Source organism: Burkholderia sp. KL41 (assembly GCF_057005415.2).
Genome location: NZ_CM189268.1, coordinates 1,226,189 through 1,242,001, shown reverse-complemented (window position 1 = coordinate 1,242,001; position 15,813 = coordinate 1,226,189). Strand labels below are relative to the sequence as shown.

Genomic DNA, 15,813 nt, shown 5'->3' with positions numbered 1-15,813 from the left:
GCGACGGACCTCGCGACGATCCTGCGCGATTCTTGCGAGCACGGGTCGGCCCGATGAGATCGTCGATTGCATTGAAGCTCGCGGCGCTGGCGCTGCTGGCCTCGAATGCCGCCGTCGCATTCGCCGAAACGCCGGCGCCAGAATCGGTGCGGCTCGCCAACGGTCACGAGATCGAATGGGCGAGCCCGAGGTTGTTCGAGGTCGATGCGGCCCGTCACACGAAATCGGCACTGATCGTGCCGGCCGCGCTGCGTCGTGCATTGGCCGAGGCATCGAGCGTTGCGTTCCCGTCGGACCGTTTGAAGCGGATCGACGGCAACGACTATCTGCTGGTCGTCGTCAATCGCTCGTCGAGCAGCCGTCCGACCGGATATTGCGGCGCGGGCGAAGAAGGGTCGCTATACGTGCTGGAACTGCGCGGCGCCCGTGCGGTGCCGCGTTTCTCGCTGCCGGTCCAAAGCTGTCTCGATACCGTTTCTCTCGAAACCGACGGTGGAACTCAATCGCCTTACCTGGCGATCGCGTGGCGCGACGATCCGGCCGCCATCGACATCCGGTGGGAATATGTCGCGCATGGCGGCGCGCTGCATCGCGTTTATCGTTTCGTGAACGGCACGTTTGTCGAGGCCGAGGTACCGCAGTAACACGGTCATCCCGTGGCACGATGGCGATTCGAATTCGCATCGCGTGCTTTCCTCCCTTCCGGATCCACGGAGAGCGTCATGTCGTTACCCGCTTTCAGGTACCATCCCGACCCGCTGGCAACGGGCAGCGTGATCCGCTCGGACGCGCGCTGCGTGTGTTGCGGCGATGCACGTGGTTACGTATACGCCGGCCCCGTGTATGCGGTCGACGAGTATGAGAATTGCCTCTGCCCACGGTGCATTGCCCACGGTTCGGCGCAGCCTTCAGTGGCACGGACGGCATCGGCGGCGGCGAATGCGACGAAGTTCCCGACGCGGTCGTCAGCGAAATCGCTTGTCGCACGCCGGGCTTTCGGGGTTGGCAGCAGGAGCGCTGGTGAACGCATTGCGGCGTTGCCGCGCAGCTCATCGGCCGTGCGGGTACCGGAGAACTGCGCGCGCTCGGCCCGCAGGCAGTCGCGTCGATTCGGGCCGACCGGACTCGACGAGGGCGCGGAGTGGGAGCATTGCCTTGCCGCACTCGACAAGGACGGTTCACCGACCGCGTATATGTTCCGCTGTATCCGTTGCGGCGAACCCGGCGGCTACCAGGATTGCGTTTGATGGCCTGGCTCACGGCATCGCGCGGCGATCGCCGGTTTTATCGTCATGAAACAGAGGAATCTTCGTGAAGTTCATCCACGCGGCAGACATACACCTTGACAGCCCGTTGCACGGCCTGAGCGCGTATCCCGACGCGCCGGCCGCGCAGTTGCGCAACGCGTCGCGCGAGGCGCTGCGGCAACTCGTGGATCGTGCGATCGAAGAGGAGGTCGCGTTCCTCGTGATTGCCGGCGACCTGTACGACGGCGACTGGAAGGATCACAACACGGGCATCTTCTTTGGCCAGCAGATGGGGCGCCTGCGCAAGGCCGGCATCCGTGCGTTCGTCCTCGGCGGCAACCACGATGCCGAAAGCGAGATGACGAAGAAGCTGACGCTGCCCGACAACGTCACGGTGTTCGGCCACCGCAAGGCGGAAACCCACAAGCTGCCTGAATTCGAAGTCGCGCTGCACGGGCAGAGCTTCAAGGACAAGGCCGTCGTCGACAATCTCGCGATCGGCTATCCGGACCCGGTGCCCGGTTACTACAACATCGGCGTGCTGCATACGGCGCTCGAAGGCTATGCGGCGCACGCGAACTATGCGCCGTGCACGCTGGCCGAACTCCATGCGAAAGGCTACGACTACTGGGCGCTCGGCCACGTGCATGAATTCCAGCAATGGTCGGGGCCGTCCACCGTGGTGTTTCCCGGCAACCTGCAGGGGCGCCATATCCGCGAGACGGGCCGTCGCGGCGCGGTGCTCGTGACGGTCGAGCAAGGCCGCACGCAGGTCGAGCGTCTGTATCTCGACGTGCTGCGCTGGGAAGCCGTGTCGGTCGACGCGTCCGATTGCCTGACCGTCGCCGACCTGTCGAGAAAGATCGGCCAGTCGCTGGAAGCGCTGCTGACCGTCGACGGCCATGTACCGCGCGCGGTGCGCGTGACGGTCGCGGGGCGTACGCCCGCCCACGGCCTCTTTTTCGGCCGCGCGCCGCAGTTGCGCGCGGAGGTGCTGAACCAGATCGGCATCATCGGCAACGAGCGGCTGTGGCTCGAGAAGGTCCGGCTCGCGACGTCCGCGGCCGATCATCAGCCGGGCGAAAGCGAGCAGCTCGAGGCGCTCGAGGACCTGAAGCAGATCCTGGCCGATGCCGCGCGCGATCCGGATTTCCTCGAGCTGCTCGAACGCGACCTGAAGCCGTTCGTCGGCAAGGTGCGCAGCGACGTGAAGGAAGAGGTGCCGTTGTTGGCGATGGCGCGCGCGGGCGAGCTCACGGCACTCGTCGAGCAGGTCGGGCCCGCGTTGCTTGCGCGGCTGGCGAGGGGGGAGTAAACGATGCGGATCAACCAGCTCGATCTGATCAAGTACGGCAAGTTCACCGACGAGACGCTGCGTTTTCCGTCGGCCGGCGAGGATTTCCATGTGATCGTGGGGCCGAACGAGGCCGGCAAGTCGACGATCCGCACGGCCGTGTCGGAGCTGCTGTTCGGGATGAAGCTGCAGACGCCGCTCGATTTCCTGCACAGCACGCCGGAACTGCGGATCGGCGGCGTGCTGGAGAGCGGCACGGGCGAACTCGCGTTCCACCGCGCCCGCGGGCGCAGTCCGCTGCGCACGCCCGCCGACGACAGGTTGCCCGACGATTACCTGGCCGCCGTTCTCGACGGCGCCACGCGCGAGTTCTTCGAGCAGATGTTCGGGCTCGATCACGGGCGTCTGGTCGACGGCGGCCGGAGCATTCTCGACGCATCCGACAAGCTCGGCCAGGTGCTGTTCGAATCGGCCGCCGGGGTCGGCAGTCTCGGGCCGGTGCGCGAGGAGCTCGATGCGCGTGCGGTCGAGCTGTGGGCGCCGCGTCGCAGCGGCAGCGCGCTCGCGCTCGCCGAAACGTCGTTCAACGAAGCCGTGACCGAACTGAAGACGGTTCAGGTGCGCACGCGCGACTGGGTCGAACGCAAGGACGCGCGCGAAGCGGTCGAACAGCAGATCGAGCAGGCGCGCGCGGAACAGCGCCGGCTCGAAGCGCTGCGCTCGAAGCTCGAGCGCGTGCGACGGCTGGCGCCGTACCTCAAGGAGCTGACGGTCAAGGACGCGGCGCTCGCGGAACTGGGCACGGTCGTCGAGTTGCCGCCCACCGCGTATGCGGATCTGTTGAAGGCGCAGGGCGATCTCGCGGCCGAACAGAAGGTGCTCGAGGAACGGCGTGCCGACCTGCTCGCGAAACGGCAGGCACGCGATGCGATCGACGCCGACGCTGACACGCTGGCGCTCGAAGCCGACATCGAGGCGCTCGATCGGCTGCGCGGCGCGTGCATGAATCACGCGCAGGATCTGCTGCTGCTGGGTGCGGACGTCGAGCGGCACCTGTCCGCCGCGTTCGCCGCGGCCGCCCAGCTCGACTGGCCGACGGACGAAGCGTCGCTGCGTGCGTCGCTGCCGACGGCGCTGTCGCTGAAGACCGTGGCCAACCTGTTGCGCGAACACGGCGCGCTGCACCAGGCGCTGGCCGGCGCGCGCGAATCGCTCGACGAACGCACCCGCGAGCTTGCACAGGTGCAGGAGCAACAGGCGCGCCTGTCGACCGTCGATGTGCCGGAAACGTTGCGCGCGGCGCTGGCCGATGCGCAGGGCTTTCGCAACAGCGGCCAGCGCGAGCAGGCGCTCGAACAGGAAATCGCTGCTGTCGAACGCACACTGTCCGGCGCACTCGATGCGCTTGGCCGGTGGCGCATGCCGGTCGACACGCTGCGCGCGCTCGACGTGCCGTCGGTGGCACGGCTCGGCGCGCTGCTGAAGGAGGACAGCGAACGCGCGAGCGCGGCCGCTGCCGCACGCGACGCACGGGACGGCGCGCTCGAGGAGCTCGAGCGGCTCGAACTGCAGGAGAAGCACTTCGCGGAGAACCACAAGGTCGTCACGACCGCCGACGTGCTGGCAGCGCGTGCGCGGCGCGACGGCGCGTGGAGCGATATCCGCAGCGGCGCGATCGATCTCGCAACGGGCGCGCCCGCGCTCGACGATGCAATTCGCCTTGCGGACGAACTCGTCGACGCGCAGTTGGGCGCGACGCAGGCAGCGGCGACGTTGCAGTCGCTGCGTCAGCAGGTCGAATCCGCGCGTGCGGGCGTGACGCGCAGGCAGGCCACGCTGGACGAGCGCGAGCGTGAGCTCGCCGCGCATCGCGACGCATGGGCCGCGCTCGCGACGACGGCCGCGGTGCCCGGCATGCCGCTGGCGGCGATGGGCGACTGGCTGGCGAAGCGCGACGCGGTGTTCGCCGCGCAGGCCGATCTCGATCGCCAGCGCAGCGAATTCGACACGATTCGCGCCGCGCGGGCCGGTGCCGAAGCCGCGTTGCGCGCGGCGCTGCGTACCGTGTCGCGAGGCGGCGAGTCGGACGGCCTGGCGGCGCTCGTCGCGACCGCCGAGGCCTTCGTTCAGTCGGCCGAGAAAGCGCTCGCGCAGCAGGACAGTCTCGAGGAGCGCGCACGGGAAGCCGAACGCGGATGCGCGACGGCGCAATCGCGGGCCGGCCACGCGCAGGCGACCTACGACGCGTGGCACGCGCAATGGCGCGACGCGCTGGCCGACGCGAAGCTTTCCACGAGCGCGGCGACGCTGGCCGCGGCGGAAGGTGCGCTCGCGCTTGCCAACGCCGTGACGGCCGAGCTGGCCGATGCCGACGCGCCGCGCAACCGGATCGTCGCGATCCGTGCGGAACTGGCCGCGCTCGAGGCGGGCGCACGGCGGCTTGCCGCGGCGCTCGCGCCGGAATGGCTGACGAGCGGCGACTGGCCGGACGTCGCGCGCCGGCTGACGATGCGCCTCGCCGCTGCCAGGGAAATCGCGCGTGCGATCGGTCGGGCCGACGAGGCCGTGCGGCAGGCCGACGGCAAGGTCGCGGATGCCGCCGCCGCGGTGGCCGGTGCCGATGCACGCGTCCAGCCGCTGCTGCAACTGGCCGGTGTCGTGTCGATCGATGCCGCGCTGCCGCTGGCCGAACGCTCGGACCGGCAGCGCCAGCTGCGGCAGGCGGTCGATGCCGCGCACGAGGCACTGGTGCGCGACGGCGACGGCCTGTCCCGCTCCGCCGTCGAAGCCGAGGTCGCGGAGCAGGACATCGCCGACGTACCAGCGCACCTCGAAGCGGTGAAGCAATCGCTCGGCGATGTCGGCAAGCGGCTCAACGAGCTTTCACAGCAGCAGGTCGTGGCCGATCAGGCGTTCGGCGCGATCGACGGCCAGGCGAACGCGGCCGTTGCCGAGTCGAAACGGCAGGAAGCGCTGGCGGCGATGGGCGATGCAGCCGAACAGTACCTGGAAGCGGCCACCGCAAGCCGGTTGCTGAAGTGGGCGACGGATCGCTATCGCGACCAGAAGCAGGGGCCGATGCTCAGGCGCGCGGGCGAAATCTTCGCCGGGCTCACGCTGGGCGAATTCGCGCGGCTGACCGTCGATACCGAACGGACGCCGCCCGCCCTGTATGCACGGCGGACGAAGGGTGCGTCGGTCGAGGTTGCCGGGTTGAGCGAAGGCACGCGTGACCAGTTGTTTCTCGCGCTGCGGATCGCGGCACTGGAACTGCAGCTCGGCAGCCGGACCGCGCTGCCGTTCGTGGCCGACGATCTGTTCATCAACTTCGACGACGCGCGCGCGAAGGCCGGCCTCGATGCGCTGCGCGATCTGTCGACGCGAACCCAGGTGCTGTTCCTGACGCACCACGACCACCTGCTGCCGCTCGTGCGGGACGTATTTGGTGCGCAGGTCAACGTGGTCGAGCTGCAGCGCGCGCCGGTGAGCGCGTGATGCGGGGTGTGCCGGGATGCCGGCGCACGGGCGCGGTCATCGCGTGCAGGTAGTATGTGCGGTTCCGAAATGCGCGCGACCGGTTCTGCCGGTCGCGGGTCTGGCCATACGAGGGGGGAATATGAAAAAGCTGGTAGCCGCTATCGCGTTCGCGGCGGACAAGCATCGCAATCAGCGACGCAAGGACGAAGAAGCGTCACCGTACATCAATCATCCGATCGCGCTCGCCGACGTGCTGGCCAACGAGGCCGGCGTCGAGGACGAGCGGGTGATCGTCGCGGCCGTGCTGCACGATACGGTGGAGGATACGGAGACGACCGAGCAGGAGCTGCTGCGGCTGTTCGGCAAGGACGTGGCGGACATCGTGATGGAAGTCACCGACGACAAGTCGTTGCCGAAGGAAGAGCGCAAACGCCTGCAGGTCGAGCACGCGGCGACCATCAGCCGGCGTGCGAAGCTCGTGAAGCTGGCCGACAAGATCTGCAACCTGCGCGACATCGCACGGCATCCGCCCGCGGACTGGCCGCTCGAGCGCAAGCAGGCGTACTTCGACTGGGCGAAGTCGGTCGTCGACCCGATGCGCGGCGTGCATCCCGGTCTCGAAGCGATCTTCGACACCGCCTACGACGCACGGCCGGCGGACTGAGGCGCCCGCATGCGATCGGCCCGATCCGCTGGATCCGCGCGGCAATCGCTGGCCGTGGCGGGTGTCGATGTGGGTGGCGAAAAGAAGCAATGCGATCTCGTGATCCTGCGCGGACCAACGGTCGTTTGCCGCGAGGAACGGATCGCGCCCGAGGCGGTGCCTGCGCTGTGTCTCGCCCATGACGTCGTGGCCGTCGGTGTCGACGCACCGAGCCTGTGGTGGACGGGGAGCGGGCGTCGGGCGGCGGAACAGGCGCTCGCGCGCGAACGGATCTCATGCTTTCCGACGCCGTCACGGGAGCAGGCAGTCGCGAGCACGTCAGGCTTCTTCGACTGGATGTTCATGGGAGAGCGTGTCTACCGCGCACTCGCGGACGCCTATCCGCTGCTGACCGGCGCGCGCTATGCGGGCGGGCGCGCGAGCTTCGAAACCTATCCTTATGCGATCACCTGCGCAATGCTGGGCAAGACAGTTGCGTCGGCGAAGCAGAAACGCAACCAGCGCCGGCAGTTGCTGGAGCGACTGGGGATCGATGTGTCGACGCTGAAGTCCGTCGATGCGCGAGACGCGACCCTGTGCGCGTTGACCGCGCAATACGTCATCGACGGGAATGCGCACGCGTATGGCGATACGGAGGGCGGATATATCCGCGTGCCGATCGTGAACGAGACGATCGCTCTCGACGCACCGTAGTTGTGTCGCGCGGCCCGGGCGAGGCGCGTAGCAAAAAGGTGAGCTTTTTCGGGAGGGGCGCGGCCGGTGTGCCGGCGAAGGTGTCGGGCTGCGATTGCCGGCCGGCAAGCATCGGAATGGCTGGCGCACACGGCGTTAGGCCGGTGCGCTGCGCGATCCCGGGCCGCGTTACTCAATCCTCGAGGATGGCTTTCGGCACGCTGGACAGGTCACAGGCTTGCGCCTGTTCGAAATAGCCTTCGGCGTCGTCGATCATCACGACTGCGACGTCGATCAGTTCGTCGAGCCGTTGCAGCAGTGATTCGCGCCACTCGATGTCTTCGTCACGCTCGGGCGTCTTGTCCAGCTGCTCGATGATCGAGTCGGCCGTCTGCAGGAAGGGAATCGCCTGTTGATAATTTTCGATCGAGACCATTGCCGCGTTGCGCGCGCCGACGAGCCGCTCGCGGTGCTCGTCTGCCAGTTCGGATTCGCCGCTGATTCGCGGCAATACATCCGAGATGCGCTGCAGAAGCGGCGGAGCCTGTTCTTCCAGGATGATGGCGCGCTCGCGGAGCGCTGCATATTCGTCGCGAAGGTCGGCGTCGCCGGGTTGAGTCGTGCTGTCCATCGTGGATATGAGTGCGTGGTTCGGTCGCGGCATGATACTCGACAGCACCGGATTCCTTGCCCGTTCCGCGTCCGTATATATAGAGGGACGTGAGGCATACGTCACACCAATAGAGGGTTGATCGCGTGGCGACGCGCGGCTCGTCGTGAGGCCAGCCCCCGTGCGCGCCAGCGCACGGGGGCTTTTCAAAATATTTTCACAAAGGGCTTGCGTAGATGGGGGCCGGTGCTTAGAATCACGCCTCTTTCGCGCTAACGGAAACGCGGCGCGGAAGGGGGAAGCAAAGCTGGTGGTGTGCTGCAGTGTCGGGTGCGCGGCTGGCTTGGAAGTTGAGCCCCGCAGTCGCAACGATGCAGTGTAAAAAGTTGTTGACGAGCTGCGAAACACGGTTCATAATCTCGCTTCTCTGCTGCTGAAAACGCAGCGCTGCTGAGAAACACGAAGTTCCTCGCAGATTGCTCTTTAAAAATTAACAGCCGATAAGTGTGGGCGCTTGATGGAAGCGAGCTGATCTTCGGATCAGATAGCAAAAGTATCAAGAGTCTCACACTAAAGTAAGTCAGGTTTATGAAGCAATTCATATTCCTGTCAGCTTTGAGTGAGCGACCGGTTCTTAACTGAACCGAAAACAGTAACAGGTTTAAACTGAAGAGTTTGATCCTGGCTCAGATTGAACGCTGGCGGCATGCCTTACACATGCAAGTCGAACGGCAGCACGGGTGCTTGCACCTGGTGGCGAGTGGCGAACGGGTGAGTAATACATCGGAACATGTCCTGTAGTGGGGGATAGCCCGGCGAAAGCCGGATTAATACCGCATACGATCTACGGATGAAAGCGGGGGACCTTCGGGCCTCGCGCTATAGGGTTGGCCGATGGCTGATTAGCTAGTTGGTGGGGTAAAGGCCTACCAAGGCGACGATCAGTAGCTGGTCTGAGAGGACGACCAGCCACACTGGGACTGAGACACGGCCCAGACTCCTACGGGAGGCAGCAGTGGGGAATTTTGGACAATGGGCGAAAGCCTGATCCAGCAATGCCGCGTGTGTGAAGAAGGCCTTCGGGTTGTAAAGCACTTTTGTCCGGAAAGAAATCCTTGGCTCTAATACAGTCGGGGGATGACGGTACCGGAAGAATAAGCACCGGCTAACTACGTGCCAGCAGCCGCGGTAATACGTAGGGTGCAAGCGTTAATCGGAATTACTGGGCGTAAAGCGTGCGCAGGCGGTTTGCTAAGACCGATGTGAAATCCCCGGGCTCAACCTGGGAACTGCATTGGTGACTGGCAGGCTAGAGTATGGCAGAGGGGGGTAGAATTCCACGTGTAGCAGTGAAATGCGTAGAGATGTGGAGGAATACCGATGGCGAAGGCAGCCCCCTGGGCCAATACTGACGCTCATGCACGAAAGCGTGGGGAGCAAACAGGATTAGATACCCTGGTAGTCCACGCCCTAAACGATGTCAACTAGTTGTTGGGGATTCATTTCCTTAGTAACGTAGCTAACGCGTGAAGTTGACCGCCTGGGGAGTACGGTCGCAAGATTAAAACTCAAAGGAATTGACGGGGACCCGCACAAGCGGTGGATGATGTGGATTAATTCGATGCAACGCGAAAAACCTTACCTACCCTTGACATGGTCGGAATCCTGCTGAGAGGTGGGAGTGCTCGAAAGAGAACCGGCGCACAGGTGCTGCATGGCTGTCGTCAGCTCGTGTCGTGAGATGTTGGGTTAAGTCCCGCAACGAGCGCAACCCTTGTCCTTAGTTGCTACGCAAGAGCACTCTAAGGAGACTGCCGGTGACAAACCGGAGGAAGGTGGGGATGACGTCAAGTCCTCATGGCCCTTATGGGTAGGGCTTCACACGTCATACAATGGTCGGAACAGAGGGTTGCCAACCCGCGAGGGGGAGCTAATCCCAGAAAACCGATCGTAGTCCGGATTGCACTCTGCAACTCGAGTGCATGAAGCTGGAATCGCTAGTAATCGCGGATCAGCATGCCGCGGTGAATACGTTCCCGGGTCTTGTACACACCGCCCGTCACACCATGGGAGTGGGTTTTACCAGAAGTGGCTAGTCTAACCGCAAGGAGGACGGTCACCACGGTAGGATTCATGACTGGGGTGAAGTCGTAACAAGGTAGCCGTATCGGAAGGTGCGGCTGGATCACCTCCTTTCCAGAGCTTCTCGCAAAATTGAGCGCTCACGCTTATCGGCTGTAAATTAAAGACAGACTCAGGGGTCTGTAGCTCAGTCGGTTAGAGCACCGTCTTGATAAGGCGGGGGTCGTTGGTTCGAATCCAACCAGACCCACCACCGTCTTGTGGGCGGTACACACCTGAGGAATTCTGTACATGGGGGCATAGCTCAGCTGGGAGAGCACCTGCTTTGCAAGCAGGGGGTCGTCGGTTCGATCCCGTCTGCCTCCACCAATCACCAACGCTAAGTGCTTGGTTCATACGATGAACCGAGAATTTTGCATTGGCGATTGAGCCAGTCAGAGTGATACGAAAGTATCGGCTGTCGTTCTTTAACAATCTGGAAGAAGTAAGTAATTTGGATAGCGGAAGCGTCTTGAGATGGACGTGGAAACTATCCGGGTTGTGATTGTATCGATGTATCTCAAGATGATTCGAACTCTATGTTTGACTCAATTTGGAATACGGCACAACGCGAGAACTCAACCTGTAGCGACTGTCGTCCCCAGGCGGGGATGGGGCCCTCGTAAGCGCTAAAGCGCTAACGATGGCCGACATGAGACAGACTCGTTATAGGGTCAAGCGAACAAGTGCATGTGGTGGATGCCTTGGCGATCACAGGCGATGAAGGACGCGGTAGCCTGCGAAAAGCTACGGGGAGCTGGCAAACAAGCTTTGATCCGTAGATGTCCGAATGGGGAAACCCACTCCTTTTGGAGTATCCATGGCTGAATACATAGGCCATGTGAAGCGAACGCGGTGAACTGAAACATCTAAGTAACCGCAGGAAAAGAAATCAACCGAGATTCCCAAAGTAGTGGCGAGCGAAATGGGATGAGCCTTGCACTCTTTATTTGTATTGTTAGCCGAACGCTCTGGAAAGTGCGGCCATAGCGGGTGATAGCCCCGTAGGCGAAAACAGTATGAAAGAACTAGGTGTGCGACAAGTAGGGCGGGACACGTGAAATCCTGTCTGAAGATGGGGGGACCATCCTCCAAGGCTAAATACTCGTGATCGACCGATAGTGAACCAGTACCGTGAGGGAAAGGCGAAAAGAACCCCGGGAGGGGAGTGAAATAGATCCTGAAACCGCATGCATACAAACAGTCGGAGCCTCGTAAGGGGTGACGGCGTACCTTTTGTATAATGGGTCAGCGACTTACGTTCAGTAGCAAGCTTAACCGTATAGGGCAGGCGTAGCGAAAGCGAGTCCGAATAGGGCGTTCAGTTGCTGGGCGTAGACCCGAAACCAGGTGATCTATCCATGGCCAGGATGAAGGTGCGGTAACACGTACTGGAGGTCCGAACCCACTAACGTTGAAAAGTTAGGGGATGAGCTGTGGATAGGGGTGAAAGGCTAAACAAACCTGGAAATAGCTGGTTCTCTCCGAAAACTATTTAGGTAGTGCCTCGTGTCTCACCTTCGGGGGTAGAGCACTGTCATGGTTGGGGGGTCTATTGCAGATTACCCCGCCATAGCAAACTCCGAATACCGAAGAGTGCAATCACGGGAGACAGACATCGGGTGCTAACGTCCGGTGTCAAGAGGGAAACAACCCAGACCGCCAGCTAAGGTCCCCAAATATAGCTAAGTGGGAAACGAAGTGGGAAGGCTAAAACAGTCAGGAGGTTGGCTTAGAAGCAGCCACCCTTTAAAGAAAGCGTAATAGCTCACTGATCGAGTCGTCCTGCGCGGAAGATGTAACGGGGCTAAGCTATATACCGAAGCTGCGGATGCGTGCTTAGCACGCATGGTAGGAGAGCGTTCCGTAAGCCTGCGAAGGTGCCTTGTAAAGGGTGCTGGAGGTATCGGAAGTGCGAATGCTGACATGAGTAGCGATAAAGGGGGTGAAAGGCCCCCTCGCCGTAAGCCCAAGGTTTCCTACGCAACGTTCATCGGCGTAGGGTGAGTCGGCCCCTAAGGCGAGGCAGAAATGCGTAGCTGATGGGAAGCAGGTCAATATTCCTGCACCATTGTTAGATGCGATGGGGGGACGGATCGCGGAAGGTTGTCCGGGTGTTGGAAGTCCCGGTCGCTGCATTGGAGAAGGCACTTAGGCAAATCCGGGTGCGCAATTCAAGGGTGTGGCGCGAGCTCCTTAGGGAGCGAAGCAATTGGAAGTGGTTCCAAGAAAAGCCTCTAAGCTTCAGTCTAACGATGACCGTACCGCAAACCGACACAGGTGGGCGAGATGAGTATTCTAAGGCGCTTGAGAGAACTCGGGAGAAGGAACTCGGCAAATTGGTACCGTAACTTCGGGATAAGGTACGCCCTTGTAGCTTGACTGGCCTGCGCCAGGAGGGTGAAGGGGTTGCAATAAACTGGTGGCTGCGACTGTTTAATAAAAACACAGCACTCTGCAAACACGAAAGTGGACGTATAGGGTGTGACGCCTGCCCGGTGCCGGAAGATTAAATGATGGGGTGCAAGCTCTTGATTGAAGTCCCGGTAAACGGCGGCCGTAACTATAACGGTCCTAAGGTAGCGAAATTCCTTGTCGGGTAAGTTCCGACCTGCACGAATGGCGTAACGATGGCCACACTGTCTCCTCCCGAGACTCAGCGAAGTTGAAGTGTTTGTGATGATGCAATCTACCCGCGGCTAGACGGAAAGACCCCATGAACCTTTACTGTAGCTTTGCATTGGACTTTGAACCGATCTGTGTAGGATAGGTGGGAGGCTATGAAACCGGAACGCTAGTTTCGGTGGAGCCGTCCTTGAAATACCACCCTGGTTTGTTTGAGGTTCTAACCTTGGCCCGTGATCCGGGTCGGGGACAGTGCATGGTAGGCAGTTTGACTGGGGCGGTCTCCTCCCAAAGCGTAACGGAGGAGTACGAAGGTACGCTAGGTACGGTCGGAAATCGTGCTGATAGTGCAATGGCATAAGCGTGCTTAACTGCGAGACCGACAAGTCGAGCAGGTGCGAAAGCAGGTCATAGTGATCCGGTGGTTCTGTATGGAAGGGCCATCGCTCAACGGATAAAAGGTACTCTGGGGATAACAGGCTGATACCGCCCAAGAGTTCATATCGACGGCGGTGTTTGGCACCTCGATGTCGGCTCATCTCATCCTGGGGCTGTAGCCGGTCCCAAGGGTATGGCTGTTCGCCATTTAAAGAGGTACGTGAGCTGGGTTTAAAACGTCGTGAGACAGTTTGGTCCCTATCTGCCGTGGGCGTTGGATATTTGAAGGGGGCTGCTCCTAGTACGAGAGGACCGGAGTGGACGAACCTCTGGTGTACCGGTTGTCACGCCAGTGGCATCGCCGGGTAGCTATGTTCGGAAGAGATAACCGCTGAAAGCATCTAAGCGGGAAACTCGCCTTAAGATGAGATATCCCTGGGGACTAGATCCCCTTGAAGGGTCGTTCGAGACCAGGACGTTGATAGGTCAGGTGTGTAAGCGCAGTAATGCGTTCAGCTAACTGATACTAATTGCCCGTAAGGCTTGATCCTATAACAAGTCTGCCTTGTAGATCGGCGCCGTGCGACAGCACTGGCTGCAGGATCCAGAGCGACAAGTTGGATTCTCGTGTGTGATACACACAACCTAAATTACTGCTTCTTCCAAGATTGGTTGCGCTGCGAAGCCAGCGCAACAACCCTCTTTGCCTGATGACCATAGCGAGTCGGTCCCACCCCTTCCCATCCCGAACAGGACCGTGAAACGACTCTACGCCGATGATAGTGCGGATTCCCGTGTGAAAGTAGGTAATCGTCAGGCTCCCTAAGCCAGAAACCCCCGCCCGAAAGGCGGGGGTTTTTGCATTGGTGCGGCGGAAATGCGCGAGTGATCGGGATCGGTGGCCTGGCTGCAACCGGGCGCAGAATGCGTTCAGTCGCCATCCGTTCTCGAGCGATCGGTAGTTCTGCGCCACCGAACGCTCCCGACACGTTCCCCATTGCACTCCATGTCCCTTGGAACCTCTTACACAAGTGCGGCACGGTGGGTCATACCGGCTTCCTTCTGCCTCACGAGTCAGATCGTGATCCGCAAGATCGGAAAGAACCTGCCCGGGACGATGCTTGATTCCTTTTCGCCGATTTTTTCAGCCCCGATCGTCAGATAGAACGGAACCGCATTGGGATCGGCTTCGATCACAAAGCTCCTGATCCCTCTCGCAGCGCTTTCCTTGCGGACCGCGTCCCACAGCGCACGGGCGACACCCCGGCCCATGTGGTCGGGATGGACGAACAGCCATCCGGGTGTCGGGCGATCCGATTCCGATGACGCCCTGACCCAGAACCCGATGATTGCCTCCGCGGATTCCGCGACGTAACCGATCGACCCGTCGATCGTCTCCGGTGCAATCGTGAGATCGCCCTGCCACAAGTCGAGCCAGTCCTTCGGATAGCCCCAGTGTGCCTTCGAAATGCGAGCCAGACGCGTGAGTTCGTCCGCGTCCGCGGTACGGGCAGCACGTACGGTAAATGGTTTGTGCATTTCGTCTCCTGTCATGGTCGACACCTTCGTCGAGGTATCGTCCGGCTCGCATCGACTCAAACAACTCCGGATTCGCAGCTTGCCGACTCGTAGGGAGGCGAACTCGACGCGACTACATGACCTGCGATGCGTGTCCGGCGACGACGCGCCAGCCGGCGCCCGATCGACGCCACAGCCGAGTATAGGCAAACACGCCGTCGAATGCCGTGCCGTCGAAATGGCCGGCGAGCGTCGCCTTCGTCGTGGTCAGGATCATCTCGCCGATCGCGCAGGCGCGCGTTTCTTGTACTTCGAGCGTGTCGAGACGCAGCAGATTCTTGCGATGCGCGGCCAGGTCGTCTTCCTTCGAGATGACCTGGCCGGTCGGAACGGTGAACACCAGGTCGTCGTCCAGCAACGCCTCGAGTGCTTCGACATCGTTGGCCAGCATCGCGGCGCGAAGCGCGGCTTCGCTGGGTTCGATGACTGTACGGATTGCGTCCATTTCCGGGCCTCGCATCGTCTCTGAAGGTTTGTGGTTCCGTGCATATCGACGAGCCACGACAGCAGGCAACACACCGCACTGACGGATACCGCTTACCGCGTGGCCGACAACGATTGACGCCGGACCAGCATCACCACGCAGATGCCGATCGACGCAACGACGTTGACGGCCGGATAGAACGCGACCGCGATACCCCACGTGCTCAATGCCAGCAATGCCAACGCGTACTTGAGCACGCACAGCGCGAAATACGCGAGGCTCTCGCTCCACGGATCGCGGATCGTCTTGCAGACGGTGGGACCGAGGCCGGCAAGCTCGATCAGCGTCACCAGACAGACCGAGATCGTCGGATCGTCAGTCAGCATCCAAAGCGGAATGGCCGACAGGGCCGCGACCAGGAAAAACCAGTCGACGCGCGTCCAGCCGCGTTCGCCGCGAAACATGCTCGCGACCAGCGTCAGAAGGCATGTCACCGCAATCGCCGCCGTGCACCACGCGGACGGCCCGGCACCCGCGACGAACTGGCCGGCAGCCGCGATCGCCGTGACGACCGACCACACGAGCCATGTGAACAGATGCGGACGAACGGTGCGCCGGTAGATCGCGAGCGCGTACGGGATTGCCGCCAGCAACGACACGGCCGTTCCAATGACGCCAAAGATCGAAGCGGCACCCTGATCGACGTTCCCCATCGAATGCATC

Annotated in this window: 9 protein-coding genes, 2 tRNA genes, 3 rRNA genes and 1 pseudogene; 11 read left to right on the top strand and 4 right to left on the bottom strand. The window is 61.8% G+C overall.

The window, feature by feature from the left end; genetic code table 11:
* Nucleotides 1-53 precede the first annotated feature (53 nt).
* The 6 genes and pseudogenes from PQB87_RS39605 (at nt 54) to PQB87_RS39580 (ending at nt 7,375) form a co-directional block, all read left to right on the top strand.
* Complete coding sequence (locus PQB87_RS39605; protein WP_301861254.1) at nt 54-644, top strand: hypothetical protein; 591 nt, start codon at nt 54-56, stop codon at nt 642-644.
* A 78-nt stretch (nt 645-722) separates the two neighbouring features.
* A pseudogene (locus PQB87_RS39600) lies at nt 723-1,024 on the top strand (CbrC family protein).
* Nucleotides 1,025-1,311: 287 nt separating this feature from the next.
* Entirely contained in the window at nt 1,312-2,562 is a 1,251-nt protein-coding gene (locus PQB87_RS39595; protein WP_027792227.1) for a metallophosphoesterase family protein, read from the top strand.
* 3 nt (nt 2,563-2,565) lie between these two features.
* Entirely contained in the window at nt 2,566-6,036 is a 3,471-nt protein-coding gene (locus tag PQB87_RS39590; RefSeq protein ID WP_489244714.1) for an ATP-binding protein, read from the top strand.
* A 121-nt stretch (nt 6,037-6,157) separates the two neighbouring features.
* On the top strand, nt 6,158-6,682 hold the full coding sequence (locus PQB87_RS39585; RefSeq protein WP_043185438.1) for an HD domain-containing protein: 525 nt from the start codon (nt 6,158-6,160) through the stop codon (nt 6,680-6,682).
* A gap of 9 nt (nt 6,683-6,691) precedes the next feature.
* Nucleotides 6,692-7,375: a DUF429 domain-containing protein gene (locus PQB87_RS39580; RefSeq protein WP_059681769.1), complete on the top strand. Its 684-nt coding sequence runs from the start codon at nt 6,692-6,694 to the stop codon at nt 7,373-7,375.
* Between the two features lie 172 nt (nt 7,376-7,547).
* Here PQB87_RS39580 and PQB87_RS39575 read toward each other — a convergent pair whose 3' ends face one another.
* The gene (locus PQB87_RS39575; protein ID WP_165843631.1) at nt 7,548-7,985 is read right to left on the bottom strand and encodes an ATPase; all 438 of its coding nucleotides are present in this window, start codon (nt 7,983-7,985) and stop codon (nt 7,548-7,550) included.
* 642 nt (nt 7,986-8,627) lie between these two features.
* Between PQB87_RS39575 and PQB87_RS39570 the strand changes: the two genes are divergently transcribed.
* The 5 genes from PQB87_RS39570 to rrf all read left to right on the top strand — a co-directional run bounded on the left by PQB87_RS39570 (nt 8,628) and on the right by rrf (nt 13,907).
* Nucleotides 8,628-10,160: ribosomal RNA gene (locus PQB87_RS39570) — 16S ribosomal RNA — on the top strand.
* 62 nt (nt 10,161-10,222) lie between these two features.
* Nucleotides 10,223-10,299 (top strand) — tRNA-Ile (locus tag PQB87_RS39565).
* A 40-nt stretch (nt 10,300-10,339) separates the two neighbouring features.
* Nucleotides 10,340-10,415: transfer RNA gene (locus tag PQB87_RS39560), tRNA-Ala, on the top strand.
* Between the two features lie 342 nt (nt 10,416-10,757).
* A 23S ribosomal RNA gene (locus PQB87_RS39555) occupies nt 10,758-13,639 on the top strand.
* 155 nt (nt 13,640-13,794) lie between these two features.
* Nucleotides 13,795-13,907, top strand: a 5S ribosomal RNA gene (gene rrf / locus PQB87_RS39550).
* The 16S, 23S and 5S rRNA genes sit together here with 2 tRNA genes alongside, the layout of an rRNA operon.
* 255 nt (nt 13,908-14,162) lie before the next feature.
* Here the strand turns inward: rrf and PQB87_RS39545 are convergent.
* The 3 genes from PQB87_RS39545 to PQB87_RS39535 all read right to left on the bottom strand — a co-directional run bounded on the left by PQB87_RS39545 (nt 14,163) and on the right by PQB87_RS39535 (nt 15,803).
* Nucleotides 14,163-14,627: a GNAT family N-acetyltransferase gene (locus tag PQB87_RS39545; protein WP_174416265.1), complete on the bottom strand. Its 465-nt coding sequence runs from the start codon at nt 14,625-14,627 to the stop codon at nt 14,163-14,165.
* Nucleotides 14,628-14,739: 112 nt separating this feature from the next.
* Nucleotides 14,740-15,111, bottom strand: a complete 372-nt coding sequence (locus PQB87_RS39540) for a nuclear transport factor 2 family protein (RefSeq protein WP_021156764.1) — start codon at nt 15,109-15,111, stop codon at nt 14,740-14,742.
* Nucleotides 15,112-15,203: 92 nt separating this feature from the next.
* Nucleotides 15,204-15,803 carry a hypothetical protein gene (locus PQB87_RS39535; protein WP_111940705.1) on the bottom strand — a complete coding sequence of 200 codons (600 nt, stop codon included), beginning with the start codon at nt 15,801-15,803 and terminating at the stop codon, nt 15,204-15,206.
* Nucleotides 15,804-15,813 lie beyond the last annotated feature (10 nt).

Coding starts and splice junctions, on each gene's coding strand:
- PQB87_RS39605 (WP_301861254.1), top strand. CDS start 54: ATGAGATCGTCGATTGCATTGAAGCTCGCGGCGCTGGCGCTGCTGGCC.
- PQB87_RS39590 (WP_489244714.1), top strand. CDS start 2,566: ATGCGGATCAACCAGCTCGATCTGATCAAGTACGGCAAGTTCACCGAC.
- PQB87_RS39585 (WP_043185438.1), top strand. CDS start 6,158: ATGAAAAAGCTGGTAGCCGCTATCGCGTTCGCGGCGGACAAGCATCGC.
- PQB87_RS39580 (WP_059681769.1), top strand. CDS start 6,692: ATGCGATCGGCCCGATCCGCTGGATCCGCGCGGCAATCGCTGGCCGTG.
- PQB87_RS39575 (WP_165843631.1), bottom strand. CDS start 7,985: ATGGACAGCACGACTCAACCCGGCGACGCCGACCTTCGCGACGAATAT.
- PQB87_RS39545 (WP_174416265.1), bottom strand. CDS start 14,627: ATGCACAAACCATTTACCGTACGTGCTGCCCGTACCGCGGACGCGGAC.
- PQB87_RS39540 (WP_021156764.1), bottom strand. CDS start 15,111: ATGGACGCAATCCGTACAGTCATCGAACCCAGCGAAGCCGCGCTTCGC.
- PQB87_RS39535 (WP_111940705.1), bottom strand. CDS start 15,803: ATGGGGAACGTCGATCAGGGTGCCGCTTCGATCTTTGGCGTCATTGGA.